This window comes from Pseudomonas cimarronensis (assembly GCF_049331905.1).
GTDB lineage: Bacteria > Pseudomonadota > Gammaproteobacteria > Pseudomonadales > Pseudomonadaceae > Aquipseudomonas.
In genome coordinates, this window is the sequence record NZ_CP186283.1 from 1,523,887 (window position 1) to 1,545,514 (window position 21,628).

Below are 21,628 nucleotides of genomic sequence, written 5' to 3' on the forward strand. Positions count from 1 at the left end.
GGCTGATGACTGATCTGTCCCGCATTCCTGGCTTGGTAGCCGCGCCCAACGTACTGGGCGGGCACTTCTATCGGCCGCCTTTACCTGCCAGCTATGTGCCGCGTCCGCGTTTGTGTGAGCGTTTACTCGGTGGTTTGGCTGGGCGTCTGTTGCTGGTCAGCGCGCCGGCCGGGTTTGGCAAGAGTTCACTGGCCATCGAGTTCTGCGAGCACCTGCCGGAGCAGTGGCAAAGCCTGTGGTTGGGCCTTAGCCCGCGTGACAGTGATCCGGGGCGGTTTCTTGAGCGCTTGCTCAGTGGGCTGCAGCAGTTCTTCCCAGGTGTGGGGCGGGACGCGCTGGGTCTGTTGCGCCTGCGCCAACGGCATCAGCCGTTTGCCTTTGAGGAGTGGCTGGATGGCTTGCTCGATGAGCTGGCTGTGCGCCTTTATCCGCAACAGCCCTTGTTGCTGGTGCTGGATGACTATCACCTGGCACAGGGCGCGGTGCTGGATCGTTGTCTGCAGTTCTTTCTCAATCACCTGCCGCCGGGCCTGCTGATTCTGGTGACCAGTCGTCAGCGCCCGGACTGGCATTTGGCGCGTTTGCGCCTGTCGCGTCAGTTGCTGGAGTTGCACGAGCAGGACCTGCGCCTGACCGATGCTGAAAGCACTGCGTTGCTCCGCTTGCAGGGTGCCGAGCTGTCGGCAGATGTGCTGGCCGCGCTGTTGCAACGCAGTGAGGGCTGGGTCGCGGGGCTGCGCTTGTGGTCGCTGGCCGCCAGTGAGGCGCAGGAGTCAGCGGCGTTACCGGCGTTGGTGCAGGGTGGTGACGGGCTGATTCATGATTACCTGCTGGAAGAGGTGATCGAACGCCAGCCGGCTGATGTGCAGGCTTTTCTCTATGAGACCGCCAGCCAGGAGCGCTTCTGCGCTGAGCTGTGCGATGCCCTGCGTGATGCCCATGACAGCGCGGCGATTCTCCGCCACTTGCAGGCGCATCAGGTATTTCTGGTGCCGCTGGATGAGCAGGGCAAATGGTTTCGCTATCACCACCTGTTTTCCGACCTGCTGCGCAGCCGGCCGCAGCCTACTCCCGGGCTGCATCTGCGCGCGTGTCGCTGGTTCAGCGCGGAGGGGCTGCTGGATGAAGCCATCGAGCAGGCGTTGCGCGCGGGCCAGCCGGACGTGGCGGCGAATCTGGTGCAGAACCTTTCCGAAGAACAATTGCTGGCCGAGCAGAATGTCGCCACTTTGCTGCGCTGGAAGATGGACTTGCCGGACAGCCTGCTGACCAGCACGCCACGTCTGATTCTGCTCTACGGCTGGGCGTTGGCGCTGGCCTGTCAGCTGGATGCCGCCGAAGAACTGCTGGCTGAACTGGGGCGCTTTCTGCCGGCCCGCGAGCGTAGCGAGCAGGAAGGTCTGCTCGCCCAGTGGCTGGCGCTGAGCGGGGTGATTGCCCGCGGTCGTGGCGACAGCGCCAAGGCTCAGGCCTATTGCAGTGAGGCGCTGAGCTGTCTGCCGCTGGATCGCTACGGGCAGCGCCTGATGTGCCTGTCCAGCCTGGCCAACCTGGCGATTGTGCATGGCGATCTGTGGCGCGCGCGTGGGTTGAATCGTGAGGCTCTGGAGCTGGCGCAGCGGGTCGGTAATCCGTTGTTCGAAGCCCTGGCCCATTACGACCGCGCGCGGGTGTTGCAAGCCCGTGGCGAAGTGCTGCGGGCGCTGGATGAGGTGCGTCAGGGCCAGCAGCGCCTGGCCAAACTACCGGTCCAGCGGCAGTACGCCGCACGCGGACGGCTGACTCTTTATGAAGGCTATCTGCTGAGTCTGCGCCTGCAACCAGAACAGGCCCGCCAGCGTCTGCTGGCCGGGATTGTCGAGGCGCGTGGCTGTCGAGATATCAGCGTGCTGATCGGTTACTGCGTGCTGGCCAGCCTGGAAGGACGCTGCGGCAACCTGCCGGAGGCCTTTGTCCAACTGGCCGAGGCCGAGCGGCTGATGCATATCTGGGATATTCCGCCGATCTATTACCTGGCGATGATCACCCTGACCAAATGTGAGCTGTGGCTGCGTCAGGGGCAGACCGAGCTGGCCGGTGTCTGGCTGAGTCGTTTGCTGGATGCCTATGGCGGTGAGCAGGCGGCTGCCGCGCCGGAGTTTCATCCACAGCTGCCGTTGCATGTGCAGCTGCACCTGGCCACTTACGAGCGTCTGCAGGGCGAGGATGAACAGGCCGAGCGACGTTTGCGCGGTTTGAGTCAGCTGGCGCAGAACGCGGGCGGTCAACTGCTGGGGGCGATTGCGCAGATGCAACTGACGGAACTGCTGCGTGACGCCGGGCGCGAGCGTGAGGCCCAGCATCAGTTGCGCAGTGCCCTGCAAGCGGCGGCCGGTGGTGGCTTGCTGCCGTTCCATGGTCTGCTCACGCGACAGCCCGAATGGCTACGCGAGCAGTTGCTGGGGCAGGACGCCAGTCCGCTGATCGAGGCCTTACAACAGCATCTGCCGCAGGCGCAGCCGTTGGTCAGTCAGGATGATTATGCCGCTGTGGTCGATGCACTCAGCTCGCGGGAATTGGCCGTGTTGCAACTGATCGCCCAGGGCTGCTCCAATCAGGAGATCAGCGACAGCCTGTTTATCTCCCTGCACACGGTCAAGACTCATGCCCGCCATATCAACAGCAAGCTCGGTGTGGAGCGGCGTACCCAGGCGGTGGCGCGGGCCAAGAGCCTCGGCCTACTGCGCTGATTCCGCCGGCACTGACAGGTCCAGACTGCGCGCAGGTGCCTTGCGTGGTTGCGCCGCTGCAGCGGCCAGTTTGGCTTGCACATCCTGCTGGATGCTCAGCAGCACCGGCTGCAGTTCGCGCATGTTCTGCTGCACCTCGGCATACGCATGCTGCTGCGCCAGTTGTTCGACGCGTTGCAGCAGGGTTTCACGCACCTCACCGCTCAAATGGATAAACAGCTCGGGCAGCTGCTTGCTCAGCTCGGCGCTGTAGAGCACCAGTTCTTCACGGCCAAACTGTTTGGTCAGGCCCAGATAGTCCAGGGCGCTGGAGGTGAGCATGGCCGCCGCCGCCTTGGTTTCATGCAGACCTTGCAGACGCACCGGGTTGCTTTGCTCGCTTTCCGAGAGGGTCATCCAGAATTCGGTGGTTAGGGTAAACAGCACCGCCTGCTGGCGCAGTGAATAACTCATCAAACCCAGCGCCTCGGCGGCATAAGGCTGTTGCACGGCGCGGAAATCAAAATACAGGCGCATCAGCTCCTTGAGGCGGAATAACGCTTCGCGGGCTTCGTTCTGCCGCAGCTCCAGCGGGGCGTAGATGTTCAGCTGCGGGCGGAAGTTCTCTTCGCTGACCATGCGCTGATAGATCGGCCCGGTGAACTCGCCACTGCGCCGGGGCAGGGCGTTGAGTTGCGTGCTATCGACCTTATTCAGCGCTTCCAGCAGTTGCTGGTAGTCGTCACTGTTCCAGGGCTTGTGGATATCCGGAATCTTCTGCCCGAGGTAGAACAGTTCGGCGGCCTGCACGGGCGACAGCAGAACCAGCAAAAGGATGGCCAGCGGTAGGTAAGGGCGGCGTGTTAGCGTGTTCAGCACAACAATAATCCTGCGGCGATGGCGTGGCTCAGCGTAACCAGCTTGGCGGCTCGCGTCACCCGCGCCTTGGTTGGGAAACGTGCAATGCAGCAGGCCTTGGCAGAACTGGGTGCCGTTCGCGCGGTATTTGAAGACCTGGGCGGTTACGGCGCGGTGGCCCAGCAGCAGGAGCAGGATGGCGACGGGCCACTGATCGGTCATCTACAGCGCACCAATATCCAGCTGGCAGCCATTCCGGTATTTGCCCGCAAGGGCCTGGCAGACACCACGGTGAATGACCTGTTGGCGGCGGCCAACGTGTCGCGGCGCACCTTCTACAAATACTTCGAGAACAAGATGCAGGTGCTCGAAGGCATCTACCAGACGGCAGTATCCCTGCTGTTGTCGCGCTTCAGTGAAATGCAGAGCATCGCCGGCAGCCCACAGGCCTGGTTAGAGGGCATGGTTGGGCGCTACTTCGACTATCACCTGGCGGTCGGGCCGATTATCCGCCTGATGCAGGAAGAAGCCCTGCGCGCCGATTCCCCGCTGGCTGCACACCGGCAGCGAGCACACACGGAGATGGCGCGGTTACTGGCCGAGCGCCTGCATGGAGCGACCCGCGCGGCGGATCCACTGACCTACCGTGCACTGATCTGGGCCATGGAAGCAGCCTCGCTGGAGCTGCTTGGCCGCGCCGCCAAACGCGAAGAAATCGAACAGGCCAAGCGCGTGCTCAGCGAGCTGCTGATCGCCTCGCTGTGTCCTGCGTCCGGCTCAACCTAGGTTAGGCGTCAGCTCTAGGCGTACATGCTCTGATAGCCCGGATGTGTCTTTCTCATAACAACAATCTAGAGGTGCCTGCATGTCTGCTTCCAGTCTCTCGCTGACGCCACCGCTGGCGGCCGGTTTTGCCCGCCTGGGTTTCGGTGCCTTGCCGCTGGAACGTCTCAAAACGCGCTATGGCAATGCCGCCAATGGCTCGCGCTATATCGAACTCGACGGCTTCAACCTGCACTACCGCGACGAGGGCAGCCGCGACAAACCGGTGCTGGTCTTGATCCATGGCGTAGTCGCCTCGCTGCACACCTGGGATGACTGGTTGCCAGCCTTTGCCGCTGATTACCGGGTGATTCGTTTCGATGTGCCGGGCTTCGGCCTCACCGGTCCGGCCCGTGATGGCGTGTATTCCGCCGAGCGGATGATCAAGGTATTCGGTCTGTTGCTCGACTACCTTGGCGTAAACAAGGCATCGATTGTCGGCAATTCTCTGGGCGGCTATATCGCCTGGAACTTTGCCCTGGCACAGCCGCAGCGGGTGGAGAAGCTGGTGCTGATCGACCCGGCCGGTTATCACATGCACAAGGTGCCGTGGATGATTGCCGCCGCTGCTTTACCCGGTGCCACCGTGGCCATGCCGCTGTGGATGCCGCGCGCGTTGATCGCCCAGGGCATCAAGGAAGTCTACGGCGAGCCGGCGCGGATCAAGCCGGGTGTGGTGGACCGCTACAACGACCTGACGCGCCGGCCGGGTAATCGCCGGGCGATGATGGATATCTTCCGCGTGCTGCTCAAGGTCAACAAGGACGAGCTGCACACCACGCCAGCACGGGTGGCGCAGATTCAGGCACCGACGCTGCTGCTGTGGGGCGAACGTGATCGCTGGATTTCGCCCAAGCACGTGCCTCTTTGGCAGCGCGACCTGCCGGGGATTCAGGTGAAAACCTATCCGGGTGTTGGGCATATTCCGATGGAAGAAATCCCGCAGCAAAGCGCGGCCGATGCCTTGCGTTTTCTTCAGGGCTGATCGAACAGAAGCCGATTGCGGCGGCAGCAGCTGTCGCAATCGGTTAAAAGCCTACGAATAAAAAAGGGAGCCATCTGGCTCCCTTGTTGTTTGGCTGCAGCGTCCGGATCAGGCTGCCTGGCTTTGTACAGGCAGATCGAACTCCGTACGGGTCTGGTAGAGCAACTCCAGGTTGTTGTGCTCCCAAGGGTGGAAGTTGGGTTTGAAGAAGTCGCGATAAGTGCTGATCAGCGGACGGAACACGCCTTCCTTGCCCCACATCCACTGGATGCCATCGCGCCATACGCGCCAGTTCCACAGCAGACCGTCCTGTTTCAGCATATGCGCCAGGCCGCGGGTGGTGTCGAGCACGAAGAAGAAGGTGCCCATCATCATGGCCCTGCGCAGCAGTTTGCGGCTGCCGCAGACCTGGTTGTACACGTCGAAGGCCACCGCCTTGTGCTCGGTTTCCTCCAGCGCGTGCCAGCGCCACAGCCGCACCATGGTGGGGTGGGCGCCTTCCAGGTGTTTCGGGTCCTTGAGCAGGCCATCGGCCATGATCGCGGTGATGTGTTCCAGCGCGGCGGTGGCTGCCAGTTGCCTTTGCGGCGAGAACTTCTTCTGGGTGTAGCGAATCCGCGCCTGGGCGCGTTTTTCGATACGGGTGATGTTGTAACCCAGGTCACGCAGACGATTGCTGTATTCCAGGTGCTCGCGGCTGTGGTGGCCTTCCTGACCGATAAAGCCACGGATCTGCTCTTTCAGCACCGGGTCATCAATCTGGTCGCGGAAGTGCCGCACCGAGTCGATAAAGAAGCGCTCGCCATCGGGGAACAGCACCGACATAGCATCAAACAAATGGGTCTTGAAGGCATCGCCGCTGTGCCAGTGCCGGGGCAGTGGATTGGGGAAATCGAAATCCATATGCCGTGGACGAATCTGCAAACCTTCCGGGGTAGTGCTAACCATGCTGACTCCCTGAGTCTGTGACTGAAGCGTGGGCTCACTATGGATTCACCAGGCGGCTCGGCAAAGGTTCACAACAGCCAATGTTTCGGTCATATATGGCCAATATTGCACGAGTGTGCCAAGCGCTGTGAGACCTCCTGGCCACCATCGACATGCTCTATTGCCCACGCTAGAGCCATGCCGTAGTGAAAAGCAGCTCCTGTGACGGCCGCGTCCTGCATGCGCCCAACCTTCGGTTGTGGTGATTGCTTGAACAAGCCCTGAGTATGGAGCGGGCCATGCAGCGACTGCACAGATTGAGTAAGGCGATGGCTGTGCCGCAGGGCGGCCCTTGTCGGTTTTTGTCGAACAGGGTTATCGTCGCTGTCGGTGGTCATATCTGGCCAGATAATAAGAAAACCATGAAGCCATCACTGAATTTCTCTGCAGAACTGGTTCCTGTCGCCTACGCCGCTGCCTTGCTCGACCTGGTCGAGGAACTGGGCGTACCGCGTGCGCAGCTGTTTGCCGAGGCGCGGGTGCGCCCCGAAGTGCTGGGCAATCCGCAGGGGCGTTTGTCCTTTATCGATTTCACCCAGCTCACCAGTAGCGCTCTGCGCCTGTGTGACGAGCCTGCGCTGGGCCTGCTGCTCGGGCAGCGGCTGAATGTCTCCACTCACGGCATCCTCGGTTATGCGGTGCTGTCCAGCGCCAACCTAGGCAAGGCCATGCAGTTCGCCCTTAAGTATTACCGTGTACTGGGCCTGACTTATGAACTGGAAATGGTCGAACTGGGTGCGCGCATCGAACTGCGCGCCAGCGAGTCGATGCCGCTGGGGCCGCTCAGCCGCTTTGCTGCTGAAGGCTTGCTGACCAGCCTCTACACCATTGCGCGGTTTCTGGTGGGCGAGCGCTTGCAGGAGGTGGAGGTGGGCTTTGCCCATGCCGCGCCGCATTATGCCGAGCGCTACGAGCGGCTGTTTGGTGTACCGGTGGCGTTTGAGCAGCCTTACCACCGCCTGAGCATGCCGATCAGCTATCTGGACCGGCCCATGGCCCTGGCCAACCCGGCCACGGTGCAGATGTGCGAACAGCAATGCGAAGCGCTGTTGGCCAGCCTGGATGTACAGGATGGCCTGCTGACCCGCGTGCGCCGCTTACTGCTGGCGCGGCCCGGTGACTTTCCCGACCTGGCCAGTGCCGCCGAAGCCCTGCACACCAGTGGTCGCAGCCTGCGCCGGCACCTGTCGAGCATGGGCACCAGCTACCAGCAAGTGCTCGATGAAGTACGCAAGAGCCTGGCCCTGCAATACCTCACCACCACCCACCTGCCGCTCTACGAAATCGCTTATCTGCTGGGCTTTAGCGACCCGTCGAATTTTCGCCGTGCGTTCAAGAAATGGACGGGTAAACTGCCCAGCGATTACCGCGCTGAGGAATAACCATGAGTTCTGCCGCAACCCCGACCCTGATCCGTGAAACCTTCCCAGTCGGGCCTTTGCAGTGCAATTGCACAATCATTGGCGACCCTGTGACCAAGAAGGCGATTGTGGTCGATCCGGGTGGTAATCCTGATCTGATCATGGCGCGTCTTGAGGCACACGGGTTGAAGGTGGTGAGCATCATTCACACCCACGCCCATCTGGATCACTTTCTCGCTTCTGGGCAGATGAAGGAGAAAACCGGGGCGACGCTGCATTTGCATAAAGAGGATCAGTTCCTCTGGGATAACCTGGAGATGCAGTGCCGCATGTTCGGTGTGCCTTACACGCCGGTGCCGGCACCGGATCAGTGGTTGAGTGATGACGAGGAGCTGGCCTGCGGCTGCGGCGTGGCCTTGCATACGCCGGGGCATACCCCTGGCTCGATGAGTTTCTGGTTCCCCCAGGACAAGCTGCTGATCGCTGGTGACACGCTGTTCAAGCGCGGTATCGGCCGCACCGACCTGTGGGGCGGCGATTACTCGACCATTGAGCGCTCGATCAAGCAGCGCCTCTACAGCCTGGACGAGGACGCCACGGTGGTGACCGGCCACGGCCCGGATACCCGCCTGGGTGATGAAATGCGCGAAAACCCGTTTATCCGCGCCTGACCACACTGCTTGCCAGGTGTTATTGGCTGGCAGAGCAGGAACTTCATGGTGGATTTCCGTTCGAAACCACAGGTGAAAACCTCTGTATTCGAATTGAAATAAGGAAGTGCGCATGAACCTGTGGCGAAATCTTGCAGTTGTAACCCTCGGTGTCAGCGTTCTGGCTGGTTGTACCACCAACCCTTATACCGGTGAGCGTGAGGCGGGTAAGGCGGGCATTTACGGCGGTGTCGGTGCGGTGACCGGTGCGGTGATTGGCGCGGCCACATCGAGCAAGAAAGATCGCGGCAAAGGTGCCCTGATTGGCGCTGCAGTCGGTGGTGCCGCTGGTGGTGGTTACGGTTATTACGTCGACACCCAGGAGGCCAAGTTGCGTCAGACCCTGCAAGGCACGGGCGTGCAGGTGCAGCGTAATGGTGATGACCTGAAGCTGATCATGCCGGGCAATATCACCTTCGCCAGCAACTCGGCGTATATCTCCAGCAGCTTCTACCCGACGCTCAACTCGCTGGTCACCGTGTTCAAGGAGTTCAACAAGAACGGCGTGGACATCGTTGGCCATACGGACAGCACCGGCTCGTTCGAGTTGAACCAGAACCTCTCCAACCGCCGCGCGCAGAGTGTGGCGTCCTACTTGAGTGCCAATGGCGTAGCGGCTTCGCGCCTGTCAGCCTACGGTGCAGGCCCGAGCCAGCCGATTGCCAGCAATGCCAATGAAGCTGGCCGTGCGCAGAACCGCCGCGTCGAGATCAACCTGCGGCCGCTGTAAAGCACAACGCCTCCACAGCCGCGTATTCGGGCGAATACGCGGCTTTTTTATGCCGGCGATTCAGCTCCGGCCGCCTGTGCAAATCGTGACTAGACTGCTGGCAGTGGTTCATTTCAAACCTGCTGTCCCGGCCCGCTCGCCTGCGCCGGACATGGATGATGACTGGAGATCGCATGGACGACCGGCTCGCCTTTCTCGCCCGCAAACCCTGGTTACCGCTGTGGGTCACCCTGATTCTGCTGATCGGTCTGGGCGGTCTGTCGCTCTGGCAGTGGCAGGCGCTGGAGCGGCGCGAGCACGAGCAACGTCAGCAACGCTTCGAGCTTGAGGCGCAGGACATCAGCCAGCGGGTGGTCAGCCGCATGCAGGCCTATGAGATGGTCCTGCGCGGCACCTCGGGGCTGATGACGGGCAGCGAGCATGTGTCCAGCGAAGAGTGGGAACGTGCCGTTGATCAGCTTCAGCTACAGGACCGTTATCCCGGTATTCAGGCCCTGGCCTGGTCGCGTTATCTGCAACCTGATCAGCTCCAGGCATTTGTGGCCGCGGAGCAGGCGAGTGGCCGGCCGGGGTTTCGTCTGTTTCCCCCTGGTGCGCGTGAGCACTACCTGCTGATTGATTACATCAGCCCGTTGGACTGGCGTAACCGTCGCGTGCTGGGTTACGACATGCTCAGCGAGCCGGTGCGGCGGGCTGCCGTGGAACAAGCAATAGACAGCGGGGTGGCGACCCTCAGTGCGCCGGTGACTCTGCTGCAGGAAACCGAAGAAAACGTGCAAGCCGGTGTGCTGCTGTATTTGCCGGTCTATCAACCGGGACGGCCGCTGAGCACTGCAGGGGAGCGGCGTGAGGCGTTGCTGGGGCTGGTGCACGCAGCGTTTCGCAGTTACGACCTGATGGAGGGCATCCTCGGCGCGCAGACCAGTCGCTTCGATATCACCCTCAAGGATCAGCAGGCTCCGGACACCGTGCTACTCAATGGCGAGTCCCGAGACGCCGCGACGACCCCGGCATTTCGGCATGTGCTAGAGCTGCCCCTCTATGGCCGCAACTGGCTGCTGGAGGTCAGCAGCACCGCGGTGTATGACGTGGAACAGTCCAGTCGTGGCAGCAGTTTCAGCCTGTGGCTCGGCCTGGTGGCGGCGGCCTTGTTGGCGCTGTTGGTCGGCGGTTACCTGTACCTGCGTGAGCGCGAGCTGCATACCAACCAGCTGGCCACCGACAAGCTGCGTGAGCGTGAAGAGCGTTTCCGCCTGCTGATTGAGCGTCTGCCTGTGGCTACGCTGTTGTGCAATGCCCAGGGGCGGATCGAGATGGCCAACCGCAGCGCCGCCGAACTGCTTGATTGCAGCGCCGAGGGCTTGGTGGGCGAACGGGTCAAACGCTTTCTGCCGGCGGTCGAGCAGCTCAGTGAGCTGGTGATTGGTGAGGAAGGCGCCGAGCTGGCCAGCGAGTACCAGGCTCGCCGCGACCTCGGCGAGGAAGTGCCGGTCGCGCTGAGCCTGAGCGTGCTGGCCGACTCTTCCGGGGTCAATTACCTGCTCAACCTGGTCGACCTGCGCGCGCGCAAGGGCGCCGAGGAACGCTTCCGGCTGGTGGTTGAGGCGTCGCCCAATGCCATCGTGCTGGTGGACCGCAAGGGCTGCATCGCCATGGTCAACCGGCAGACCGAGCAGATGTTTGGTTACCCCCGCGAGCAGCTGCTGGCGCAGCCGGTGGAGGTGCTGTTGCCGAGCGCCTTGCGCGGCAGCCATGTCCCGATGCGTCAGGGCTACCAGAAGACCCCGGAACCACGGCGCATGGGTAGCAATCGTGAGCTGTTCGGCCAGCACCGCGACGGGCGGCTGATTCCGTTGGAGGTGGGTTTGTCACCGATCAAGGGCGGCGACGATGCGCTGGTGCAGGCGGTGATCATCGATATCAGCGAACGCAAGGCGGCCGAGCAGCGCCTGCGTGACCAGGCCGAGCAACTGATTCTGGCCAACCGCTACAAGTCGGAATTTCTCGCCAACATGTCCCATGAGCTGCGCACGCCGCTCAACAGCATCCTGATTCTCAGCGACCAGCTGCGGCAGAACAGCGCCGGCAACCTGACCGAGAAACAGACCAAACACGCCGACATCGTGCATCGGGCGGGCAGTGACCTGCTGCAATTGATCAACGATGTGCTGGACCTGGCCAAGGTCGAGTCCGGGCGCATGCAGCTCAAGCTTGAACCGCTGAACATGCAGGACATTCTCGTGGAGCTGGATGCCAGCCTGCGGCCGATGGCCGAGATCAAGGGCTTGCGTCTGCATACGCAACTGGAAGCAGGCGTGCCGCGGGTGATCCACAGTGACCGCATTCGTCTGCATCAGATCCTGCGCAATCTGCTGTCGAATGCCCTGAAGTTTACCGAGCATGGCGAGGTCAGCCTGACGGTGGCCTGTGCCAGCGGTGAGTCGCCGGAGGGCCATGAACTGCTCGACTTCAGTGTGCGCGACAGCGGCATCGGCATCGCGGCTGATCAGCATGAGCAGATCTTCCAGGCCTTCCAGCAGATCGATGGCTCCACCAGCCGGCGCTTTGGCGGCACCGGACTGGGCTTGGCGATTACCCGCCAGCTGGTTCTGGCGATGGATGGCGAGATCAGCTTGCAGAGTGCTCCAGGCGAAGGCTCCTGTTTCAGCGTGCGCCTGCCGGTGCGAGTAGTGCCCCAGGTTCAGGACGAGCCGGCAGAGGACGGACCGCTGCGCAGCGGCGAAGGCCCGGCCGTGCTGATTGTCGAGGATGATGTGAACTTTGCTGCGGTGCTGGCCGAAGAGGCGCATGCCCATGGCTTTGCCAGCGTGCACTGTCGCAGCGGAGTACAGGCACTCAACCTGCTGCAGAACGAGCGCTTCAGTGCGGTGATTCTGGACATCCTGCTACCGGATATCAGTGGCTGGCAGCTGTTCCGCCGTCTGCGCGGCAACGCCAGCCATCGCCTGACGCCGGTGCATATCATTTCCTGCGTACCGCAGCCGGTGGACTGGAATGACGATGGCACGCGTTACCTGGTCAAGCCCATCCAGCGCGCTGATCTGGAGCAGGTGTTTGTCGACCTCCAGCAGCAGGACGCGCAACCGGCGCGGCGGCTGTTGCTGGTGGAAGACGTCGAGGTCGAGCGTGAGCATTACCGCGAACATCTGCAGCAGCTGGGCTTTACCGTACAGGCCTGCTCGCGCGCCGATGAGGCGCGTAGCGCCTATGCCAGCGAGGCGTTCAACGCCCTGGTGATCGACCTCGATCTGCCGGATCAGGACGGCTTTGAGCTGCTCGAAAGCCTGGATCGCCAGCGCCCTCTGAATGGCACGCGGGTGGTGATCAATACCGGTGTCGATGTCACGCGCCAGGCGCTGCAGCGTCTGCGCCGCTACAGCGCGGTGGTGGTGCACAAACATGGCGAGGACATGCAGGGCCTCAGCGAGGCGGTACAGGGCTTCCTCGGTAGCGTGCGTAACCCGGGAACCCAGGCAGCCGGACGGCTGGATAACCCGCTGGAGGGGCGCCGTGTGCTACTGGTCGATGACGATGTGCGTAACGTGTATGCCATGAGCGCGCTGCTCGACGAGGTCGGGCTGATCATCAGTTCCGCCAAGGACGGGCTCGAGGCGATTGCCTGTTATGCGCGTGAGCCGTTCGACCTGATCCTGATGGACATGTCCATGCCCACCATGGATGGCTACACCGCCACCCGGATACTCAAGACCGAACACGCGTGCAGCATCCCGATCATCGCCCTGACGGCGCATGCCATGAAGGGCGATCGCGAGAAATGCATGACCGCCGGCACCGATGACTACCTGGCCAAACCGGTCAACCGCGAAGCCTTGCTGGATATGCTGACGCGTTGGTTGGCCCATGCGCCTGGGGCGTCCGGCGCGGCCACCACGCCACGTGCGACACCCCGGTAGTTTTGCCGCCGCCTGCTAACCTGAACCACAGCAGGGGGTAAGACAGCCAGGGACAAGGGAGGAAACATGGCACATGTGCAGATGAAGGTCGCCGCCACGACCCAGACGCTTCTGGTGGTCGATGATCGTCCGGAGAACCTTGCGGCCATGGAGGCCTTGCTCGACGACGGCGATTGGCGGCTACGCTGCGTGGATTCCGGCGAGGCGGCATTGCAGTGCCTGCTGGAGGAAGATGTCGGCCTGGTGCTGCTGGATGTACAGATGCCGCACATGGACGGTTTTGAAGTGGCCCGCCTGATGCGCGGCAATCCGCGCACCCGCTACACCCCGATCATCTTCGTCTCCGCCATCGCGCAGACCCAGGATTCGGTGCTCAAGGGCTACGCCACCGGGGCGGTGGACTTCATGCTCAAGCCATTCGACCCCAGTGTGCTGCGCCACAAAATTCACGCCCTGCTTGAACACGAGCGCAACCGCAGCGAGTTGCTGCAACTCAGCCAGCAACTGGACAGCGCACGCGCCTTCAATGCCTCGGTACTGGATAACGCCGCCGAAGGCATCATGGTGGTGGGGGAGGACGGTCGCATCAGTTTCGCCAACCCGGCCATGGCGCGCATGCTCGATGGCTCCGTGAGTGATCTGGAAGGCAGTGAAATGCTGTCCTACCTGGTTACCCCTCAGGTGACCTGCGAGTGGCGCCTGTCCGAGTTCTATCAGCAGTGGCGGCGTGGTGAGTCCTACCGCCTGCACGATGCCAACCTGCGTACCCTGAGCGGTGGCCAGGTGCCTGTGGCGCTGTCCTGCTCACCCTTGCCGCGTCTGCAACATGCCATGGTGGTCATGGCGCTGGACATGTCGGTGGTGCGCAACCTGCACCAGCAACTGGAGTCGCAAGCCATCACCGATGCGCTGACGGGGCTGCTCAACCGCCGAGGGTTCTACCAGGCGCTGGACTCGGCGCTGGCGCGGATTGATCGCAGTGGCCAGCGCATGGCCGTGCTCTACCTCGATCTGGATGGCTTCAAACGCATCAATGACTCTCTCGGTCACGACGCCGGCGACCAGTTGCTCAAACGTGTGGGAGAACAACTGAAGACCAGTCTGCGCCCCTATGACAGCCTGGCGCGCATCGGCGGCGATGAATTCACCGCACTGCTCGACAGCCTGGAGCACCCGGAGGATGCCGCGCGGATTGCCGAGAAGCTGATCGAGCAGGTTTCGGTGCGGCATACCATCGACGGCATGGACGTGACCCTGGGGGCGAGCGTCGGGATTGCCTGCTTCCCCGAGTGCGGGCAGAACGTTGAAGGTTTGCTGCGTGCGGCGGACATGGCCATGTACGAGGCCAAGCGAGCAGGGCGTCAGCAGTACCGCTTCTTCTCGCCGGAAATGAATGGTCGTGCGCGTTCGCGACTGATGCTTGAAGAAAGCCTGCGCAACGCCATCGACAATGATGACTTTGTGCTGGTTTACCAGCCGCAGATCTACCTCGACAGCGGGCGCTTGCGCGGCTTTGAAGCCCTGCTGCGCTGGCAGCATCGGGTGGCCGGGACCGTGGCGCCGGGGGTGTTTATTCCGCTGCTGGAGGAAACTCGGCTGATCAACCGCCTGGGCAGCTGGATCTTTCAGGCCGGAGTCGAGCAGTGCCGGCAGATGAGCCAGCAGTACGGCAGTGATTTGGTGATCAGTCTGAATGTCAGCCCGGTGCAGTTCGGTATGCCGCAGCTGGTCGAGGACCTGCGCCGGGTGCTGGATGAACAGCAGCTGGCACCCCAGCAGCTGGAGGTGGAGGTCACCGAAAGTGCGCTGATGCAGGACCTGGACACCAGTCGCGAACAGCTGCGCCAGTTGCGCCAGCTGGGGGTGAAAATCGCCATCGACGATTTCGGCACCGGCTACTCGTCCCTGGCCTATCTGCGCCATTTTGAACTGGACACGCTGAAGATCGACCGCCTGTTTATCTCCAATATGCTCGACTCGCCGCGCGATGCGGCAGTGGTCAGTACCATCATCGACCTGGGCCGCAACCTGGGGTTGGAAGTGATCGCCGAGGGTGTGGAAACCATGGCCCAGCGCGATTGGTTGGCGGCGCATAACTGCGCAATCATGCAGGGTTTTCTGGTCGCGCCAGGGCTGAGCGTGGAACAGGCCAGGGCGTTTCCTGCGCAACTGGATTGGCAAAACCTGCCGAGCAACGAAAAGCCCGCCGGATAGGCGGGCCTTAGCACTGCGCAGACTAGACTGCGCTTCACTACTAAGAAAAAAGCCGCTGGCCTGTAACAGGGCAGCGGCTTTTTGCTTAACCAAACGGTATTACGCCGGTTTGGCGGGATAACGCTGCTTCAGCGCTTCGAGCTGCGCATCCTTGTCCAGCCACAACTGGTTGACCCACTGCTGGAACTGCAGGCGATAGGCTTCGTCCTGGTCGTAGTTGCCGCCGATGAATTCAGCGGGAATCTGCAACTCCTCGAAACGCACCACCACCTGATTGACCCGGCCACACAGCAGGTCCCAGAAACCAGGGTTGCCCTGTGGATAGTGAATGGTGACGTTGACCAGGCTGTGCAGTTGCTCGCCCATGGCGTCGAGTACAAAGGCGATCCCGCCAGCCTTGGGTTTGAGCAGGTGCTTGAACGGTGACTGCTGTTGCGCGTGTTTGGCCGGCGACAGGCGCGTGCCTTCGAGGAAGTTGAACACCGAGACCGGGTTGGTCTTGTAGCGTTCGCAGGCCTTGCGCGTGGTGGCCAGATCCTGGCCGCGTTTTTCCGGGTGTTTGGCCAGGTATTCCTTGCTGAAGCGCTTCATAAACGGGAATTCCAGCGCCCACCAGCACAGGCCGATCACCGGCACCCAGATCAGTTCCTGCTTGAGGAAGAACTTCAGCAGCGGCATGCGCCGATTGAGCAGGTACTGCAACACCAGAATGTCCACCCAGCTCTGGTGGTTGCTGGTCACCAGGTACGAGTGCTGTTTATCAAAACCGCTCAGCCCTTCGACACCCCAGTGGGTCTGGCCGACCAGCTTCATCCAGAACTTGTTGGTTCCGATCCAGAACTCGGCAATGCCATGCATGACAAAGCGCAGCGCCCGTTGGATCGGGGCAATCGGCAGCAGCAGCTTGAGCAGCGCCACAGCGAACAGCGGCCAGCAGCAGATCAGGGTGTTCAGGGCAAGGAGCAGGCTGGCAAGCAGACCGCGCAGCGGAGCAGGCAGAAAATGCAGCATTGGGGCAGGTGCCTCCAGCAAATGGGGGCAGGCTGTCTGCGGCCACTGGCGTGGCGTTCAAGTGGCCTGATCCCCGACTTATCTACGCCTGCGGTTTTGTACCGCAGATCGGTCGGCGCACAGGTTAACGTCTGTACACCGAACTGCAACCCCCTCGAAACGCTGGTGATCGCTGCGTTTCGCGGATTTTTACCGCTGATCCATGGCCTGTGCGGTTTCTGCTGCCGGTTATTGCGGCAGATTGGCGGCCTGAATGGCGGTCAGGGCGATGGTGTAGACGATGTCATCGACCAGTGCGCCGCGTGACAGGTCATTCACTGGCTTGCGCAGACCTTGCAGCATCGGCCCTACGCTGACGCAGTCGGCACTGCGTTGCACCGCCTTGTAAGTGGTGTTGCCGGTGTTCAGGTCAGGGAAGATAAACACCGTGGCGCGCCCGGCCACCGGACTGTTGGGAGCCTTCTGCCGGCCGACACTTTCAATCGCTGCGGCGTCGTATTGCAGTGGGCCGTCAAGCAGCAGTTGTGGGTCGAGGGTGCGCGCCAGACGGGTAGCCTCACGGACTTTCTCGACCTCTTCACCGCTGCCGGAGTCGCCGGTGGAGTAACTGAGCATAGCCACCCGTGGGGTGATGCCAAAGGCGCTGGCCGAGGCCGCGCTTTGCAGGGCGATTTCCGCCAGCTCCACGGCGCTCGGGTCGGGGTTTACCGCGCAGTCGCCATACACCAGCACCTGGTCGGGCAGCAGCATGAAAAATACCGACGACACCAGCTTGTAACCCGGTGCAGTCTTGATCAGCTGCAGGGCCGGGCGGATGGTGTTGGCCGTGGTGTTGATCGCCCCGGAGACCAGGCCATCGACTTCATCCAGGGCGAGCATCATGGTGCCCAGCACCACGGTGTCTTCCAGCTGCGCGGCGGCCATCGGCGCGTTCAGCCCTTTGCCTTTGCGCAACTCGACCATGGGCTCGACATAGCGCTCGCGGATCAGGTCCGGGTCGAGGATTTCCAGCCCTTCTGGCAGCTCGATGCCATGGGCGCGGGCCACCGCATGAACATCATCGGGTTTGGCCAGCAGTACGCATCGGGCGATGCCACGTGCCTGGCAAATGGCTGCCGCCTGCACGGTGCGCGGCTCGCTGCCTTCGGGCAGGACGATGCGCTTATTCGCGGCCTTGGCGCGTTGTACCAACTGGTAGCGAAACGCCGGCGGCGACATTCGCAGCTCGCGTGGCTGGCCGCAGCGGGCGAACAGCCACTCGTGATCGATATGACTGGCGACGAAGTCGGCAACCTTCTCCGCGCGCTCTTTGTCATCGACCGGGATTTCCTTGTTCAGGCGGTTGAGGTTGGTGGCGGTGTCGTAGGAGCCGGTGCTGACGGTCATCACCGGCAGGCCGCCCTGCAACGCGCCACGGCAAAGCTCCATGATCCGTGGGTCGGGGGCGAAGTCGCTGCACAGCAACAGGCCGGCCAACGGCATGCCGTTCATCGCGGCCAGGCTGGCAGCGAGGATGATGTCGTCGCGGTCGCCCGGCGTCACCACCAGTGTGCCGGGCTTGAGCAGCTGCACGGTGTTGGCCACCGCGCGGGCGCAGAGCACGATCTTCAGCATGCGGCGCTGCTCGTAATCGCCGGCGTTCAGCACCCGCGCGCCGAGCAGGTCGGCGATGTCGCGGGTGCGTGGCGCGTTCAACTCGTCCTGCCAGGGGATGCAACCCAGCAGGCGGAAATCATCGGTCTTGAGCAGCGGGGAGAGTTCCTTCAGGCGGCTGGCGAACGCCTCGGTGCCGTCTTCACTGCGCACTTTGTTGAGGATAACGCCGAGTACTTTTTCGTCTTTCGGCCCGCCGAACAGCTGCGCCTGGATTTCCACCCGGTCACTCAGTTCGCTGAGGCTTTCCTGCTCCGGTGCGGAGACCAGAATCACTTCGGCATCCAGGCTCTTGGCCAGGTGAAAGTTGACCCGCGCGGCATAGCTGGCCTGACGGGTCGGCACCATGCCCTCGACGATCACCACGTCTTTGCCTTCAGCGGCCTGCTGATAGAGGCTGATGATTTCTTCCAGCAGCTCATCGAGCTGGCCGTCGCCGAGCATGCGTTCAACATGCGCCAGGGGCAGCGGTTTCGGTGAATGCAGGCCGTGGGTGCGGGCAATCAGCTCGCTGGAGCGTTCCGGGCCCATGTCACCCGGGTGTGGCTGGGCGATAGGTTTGAAAAAACCGACCTTGAGCCCAGAGCGTTCCAGGGCGCCGACCAGACCCAGGCTGATCGAGGTCAGGCCGACACCGAAGCCGGTTGGGGCAATAAAGAAGGTGTGCATGGGGCTTCCTTTATAACTGGGGCGGGCATGCCCGCGAAAATCGTGGTGCAGGTCGTTGGTTATTCAGACGTCGAGCAGGGCCAGGGTGTCGAGGGCGATCTGACGTTCTTCGTTGGTCGGCACTACCATGACCCGTGGATGCCCTGTTGCCTGGATCGGGCCGGCTGCGCCGCGCACGGTGCGGGCATTGGTCGGCTCGTCGAGGGCCAGGTTGAGCAGTTTCAGGTGGGCCACGGTCTTGCTGCGAATCAGCGCCGAGTTCTCGCCGATGCCGCCGGTAAAAATCAGACCGTCAAGCTGCTGCAGGGCACAGCTCATGGCTGCCAGGGATTTGGCCAGGCGGTAACAGAACACTTCGATGGCCAGGGTGGCGCCGGCATGGCCCTGCTCACGGGCTTGCTCCAGGGTGCGCATGTCGTTGGATAGGCCAGACAGGCCCAGCAGGCCGCTGTCTTTATTGAGCATGGATTCGATCTGCTCCAGGCTCCAGCCCAGGGTGCGCGTCAGGTGGCTGTGCAGGTTGGGGTCGACATCGCCGCTGCGTGTGCCCATCACCAGGCCTTCCAGCGGGGTCAGGCCCATGCTGGTGTCGCGGCTTTGCCCATCGACGATGGCGCAGGTCGAACAGCCATTGCCCAGGTGGGCCACCAGCCAGCTGCTGGCATTCACCGGCAGGCCGGCCAGTTCGGCGGCACGCTGGCTGACATAACGGTGACTGGTGCCGTGGAAGCCATAACGGCGCACGCCGTGTTCGCGGTACAGGGCATCGGGCAGGGCGTAGCGGTAGGCGTGCTCGGGCAGGGTCTGGTGAAACGCGGTGTCGAATACCGCCACCTGCGTCAGCTCAGGGAACAGCTTGATTGCGGCTTCGATGCCCAACAGATTGGCCGGGTTGTGCAGTGGCGCCAGTGGTGCGGTGGCGCGAATCGCCGCCAGGCTTGCTGTATCCAGGCGACAGGCGGCAGTGAAATGTTCACCGCCATGCACCACGCGGTGGCCAATGCCGTGCAACTGGCCACCCGCTGCGGCTTGCACCAGAGGTAATACCTGGGCGAGGGCGGCGCGGTGATCGGCATGGGGCAGGATCAGGCTGTCTTTGTTGTCGCCGTGTTGCCAGTGCACTTGCGCATCCGGGCTGCCCAGGCGTTCAGCCAGGCCGCTGAGGATAAAGGCGTCTTGGTCTTCGTTGATCAGGGCAAACTTGATCGATGAACTGCCGCAGTTGATCACCAGAATATTGCGTGCGGGCATTTACCGCTCCTTGTTCAAATCGTGGTGCGCGTGCTCTGTCTGCGCCGCGCGTGCGTCATGTTCGGCGGTGCACCAGCCGCAGAGGAAGGCTTTGCCCAGCTGCGCCTGGCGCAGCTGGGCGTCCAGCACCCAGGCACGATTTTGCCAGGGTGGCTGGTGGCGCAGGTGTTGAGTATGGCCGCAGGACAATACTGCCACCCAATCGCCATGCTCATCCTGACGAAAATCAAGCAGGCGCACGTAGACGGCGTCTGCCCGTCCGTCTGCACCCGGTTCGCTTTCGCGCGTGCCCTTGGGTAAACTTGCCCGCTCTTTATTTCCAAGCAAAGGTCTCGCCCCATGCTGATCGCCGCCAATAAGGCTGTCTCCATCGACTATACCCTGACTAACGATGCCGGTGAGGTGATCGACAGTTCCGCAGGCGGCGCGCCGCTGGTTTATCTGCACGGCGCCGGCAACATCATCGGCGGCCTGGAGAAGGCCCTGCTGGGCAAGCAGGTTGGCGACGAGCTGGACGTTTCCGTTGAGCCGGAAGATGCCTACGGCGAATACAGCGCTGAGCTGGTAGCCACCCTCAACCGTTCGATGTTCGAAGGTGTGGATGAGCTGGAAGTTGGCATGCAGTTCCACGCTTCCGGCCCGGACGGCGGCATGCAGATCGTGACCATCCGCGAACTGGACGGCGACGACGTAATCGTTGACGGCAACCACCCGCTGGCCGGTCAGCGTCTGAACTTCAAGGTCAAGGTTGTCAACGTGCGTGATGCCAGCGAAGAAGAAGTCGCGCATGGCCATATCCATGGCGAAGGCGGTCACCACCACTAAGCAGTAATCCCGGCCTGCTGCGCGTCGGCCAGGCGGCGTTAAAGTTGGGCTCGGAATGCTCATTTACACCAGTAAACTCCGCTTCCTCGCCCAACCTTGCCTTGCCTGACTCTAGCTCGCGAGGCCGTAAATCAGCGTTGTTTATTTGATGAAACGACTTGCGGTCGTTTCATCCCAACGAGCGACTGCTAAGCTGCAATATAAGAAAGGCGCCTTCAGATAGGCGCCTTTTTTATGAGCCACCATCCTTGGCGGCTCAGCCTGCGGGCCGTCGCGGTGCGACGTTAAAAATGGCTCCCGGCCACTTTTTTGCCCGCTACACGTAACCTGTGTGTTCTCAAGGAGTTCGCCATGAGTGCCTTTCACGACCTCAACCTGCGTGCACTGGATGGCCAGGATTTGCCGCTGGCACCCTTCAAGGGGCAGGTGGTGCTGGTGGTCAATGTGGCCTCCAAGTGTGGCCTGACGCCGCAGTATGCCGGGCTTGAGCGGCTCTATCAGCAATACAAGGATCAGGGTTTCAGCGTGCTGGGCTTGCCGTGCAACCAGTTTGCCGAGCAGGAGCCGGACAGCGAGGAGGCGATCCGTGCGTTTTGCAGCCTCAACTACGGTGTGACCTTCCCACTGGGCAGCAAGCTTGATGTGAATGGGCCGGAGCGTCATCCGTTGTACCGTTTGCTGGCGGGTGAGGGCGCCGAGTTTCCGGGGGATATCACCTGGAATTTCGAGAAATTTCTGGTTGGCCACGACGGCCGCGTGCTGGCGCGTTTCTCCCCGCGCACCACGCCGGATGACCCGAGCCTGATCCAGGCGATCGAAAAGGCGCTCGGTTAAGGCCATTTGCGCCAAGGCTGCGGACTAAGCCGGTACACGGCTTGTTCGTGGCTGGGCATCGCGGCTTAATCGGGC

General features: G+C 62.2%; 16 protein-coding genes. 10 read left to right on the forward strand and 6 right to left on the reverse strand.

The features are described 5' to 3' along the window. Positions 1 to 5: 5 nt before the first annotated feature. Complete coding sequence (locus tag ACOCLD_RS07085) at positions 6 to 2,729, forward strand: LuxR C-terminal-related transcriptional regulator (protein WP_422911363.1); 2,724 nt, start codon at positions 6 to 8, stop codon at positions 2,727 to 2,729. Here the strand turns inward: ACOCLD_RS07085 and ACOCLD_RS07090 are convergent. Next, positions 2,718 to 3,584, reverse strand: coding sequence for a hypothetical protein (locus tag ACOCLD_RS07090; RefSeq protein WP_422911777.1), 867 nt, complete (start codon positions 3,582 to 3,584; stop codon positions 2,718 to 2,720). The genes ACOCLD_RS07085 and ACOCLD_RS07090 overlap by 12 nt on opposite strands. 87 nt (positions 3,585 to 3,671) lie before the next feature. Here ACOCLD_RS07090 and ACOCLD_RS07095 point away from each other — a divergent pair, with 87 nt between their 5' ends. Further along, positions 3,672 to 4,352, forward strand: a complete 681-nt coding sequence (locus tag ACOCLD_RS07095) for a TetR/AcrR family transcriptional regulator (protein WP_090382661.1) — start codon at positions 3,672 to 3,674, stop codon at positions 4,350 to 4,352. Positions 4,353 to 4,431: 79 nt separating this feature from the next. Next, a complete protein-coding gene (locus tag ACOCLD_RS07100) occupies positions 4,432 to 5,373 on the forward strand; it encodes an alpha/beta fold hydrolase (protein ID WP_392540715.1) in 942 nt (313 codons plus the stop codon). Between the two features lie 108 nt (positions 5,374 to 5,481). On the opposite strand, the gene ACOCLD_RS07105 is transcribed toward ACOCLD_RS07100, so the two are convergent. Beyond that, on the reverse strand, positions 5,482 to 6,321 hold the full coding sequence (locus ACOCLD_RS07105) for a metal-dependent hydrolase (RefSeq protein WP_233683827.1): 840 nt from the start codon (positions 6,319 to 6,321) through the stop codon (positions 5,482 to 5,484). A 401-nt stretch (positions 6,322 to 6,722) separates the two neighbouring features. Between ACOCLD_RS07105 and ACOCLD_RS07110 the strand changes: the two genes are divergently transcribed. From ACOCLD_RS07110 to ACOCLD_RS07130, 5 genes are all read left to right on the forward strand, one after another. Beyond that, positions 6,723 to 7,742 carry an AraC family transcriptional regulator gene (locus ACOCLD_RS07110; protein ID WP_257777187.1) on the forward strand — a complete coding sequence of 340 codons (1,020 nt, stop codon included), beginning with the start codon at positions 6,723 to 6,725 and terminating at the stop codon, positions 7,740 to 7,742. Positions 7,743 to 7,744: 2 nt separating this feature from the next. Then, positions 7,745 to 8,392 (forward strand): MBL fold metallo-hydrolase, encoded by a 648-nt coding sequence (locus tag ACOCLD_RS07115; protein ID WP_422911364.1) that lies wholly within the window; start codon positions 7,745 to 7,747, stop codon positions 8,390 to 8,392. A 112-nt stretch (positions 8,393 to 8,504) separates the two neighbouring features. Continuing rightward, entirely contained in the window at positions 8,505 to 9,161 is a 657-nt protein-coding gene (locus tag ACOCLD_RS07120; protein WP_422911365.1) for an OmpA family protein, read from the forward strand. 173 nt (positions 9,162 to 9,334) lie between these two features. Continuing rightward, positions 9,335 to 13,096 carry a CHASE domain-containing protein gene (locus tag ACOCLD_RS07125; RefSeq protein ID WP_422911366.1) on the forward strand — a complete coding sequence of 1,254 codons (3,762 nt, stop codon included), beginning with the start codon at positions 9,335 to 9,337 and terminating at the stop codon, positions 13,094 to 13,096. Between the two features lie 66 nt (positions 13,097 to 13,162). Further along, complete coding sequence (locus ACOCLD_RS07130; RefSeq protein WP_422911367.1) at positions 13,163 to 15,310, forward strand: putative bifunctional diguanylate cyclase/phosphodiesterase; 2,148 nt, start codon at positions 13,163 to 13,165, stop codon at positions 15,308 to 15,310. A 99-nt stretch (positions 15,311 to 15,409) separates the two neighbouring features. Here ACOCLD_RS07130 and ACOCLD_RS07135 read toward each other — a convergent pair whose 3' ends face one another. From ACOCLD_RS07135 to ACOCLD_RS07150, 4 genes are all read right to left on the reverse strand, one after another. Beyond that, positions 15,410 to 16,321, reverse strand: a complete 912-nt coding sequence (locus ACOCLD_RS07135; protein ID WP_422911368.1) for an acyltransferase — start codon at positions 16,319 to 16,321, stop codon at positions 15,410 to 15,412. A gap of 228 nt (positions 16,322 to 16,549) precedes the next feature. Beyond that, positions 16,550 to 18,643 carry a phosphate acetyltransferase gene (gene pta, locus ACOCLD_RS07140; protein ID WP_422911369.1) on the reverse strand — a complete coding sequence of 698 codons (2,094 nt, stop codon included), beginning with the start codon at positions 18,641 to 18,643 and terminating at the stop codon, positions 16,550 to 16,552. A 63-nt stretch (positions 18,644 to 18,706) separates the two neighbouring features. Then, the gene (locus tag ACOCLD_RS07145; protein WP_422911370.1) at positions 18,707 to 19,894 is read right to left on the reverse strand and encodes an acetate kinase; all 1,188 of its coding nucleotides are present in this window, start codon (positions 19,892 to 19,894) and stop codon (positions 18,707 to 18,709) included. Then, positions 19,895 to 20,134 carry a DUF3565 domain-containing protein gene (locus ACOCLD_RS07150; protein ID WP_422911371.1) on the reverse strand — a complete coding sequence of 80 codons (240 nt, stop codon included), beginning with the start codon at positions 20,132 to 20,134 and terminating at the stop codon, positions 19,895 to 19,897. It lies immediately after the preceding gene. A 99-nt stretch (positions 20,135 to 20,233) separates the two neighbouring features. On the opposite strand from ACOCLD_RS07150, the gene ACOCLD_RS07155 reads away from it, so the two are divergent. Next, entirely contained in the window at positions 20,234 to 20,719 is a 486-nt protein-coding gene (locus ACOCLD_RS07155) for an FKBP-type peptidyl-prolyl cis-trans isomerase (RefSeq protein WP_233683837.1), read from the forward strand. A 351-nt stretch (positions 20,720 to 21,070) separates the two neighbouring features. Then, positions 21,071 to 21,553, forward strand: coding sequence for a glutathione peroxidase (locus tag ACOCLD_RS07160; RefSeq protein WP_422911372.1), 483 nt, complete (start codon positions 21,071 to 21,073; stop codon positions 21,551 to 21,553). Positions 21,554 to 21,628: the final 75 nt, after the last annotated feature.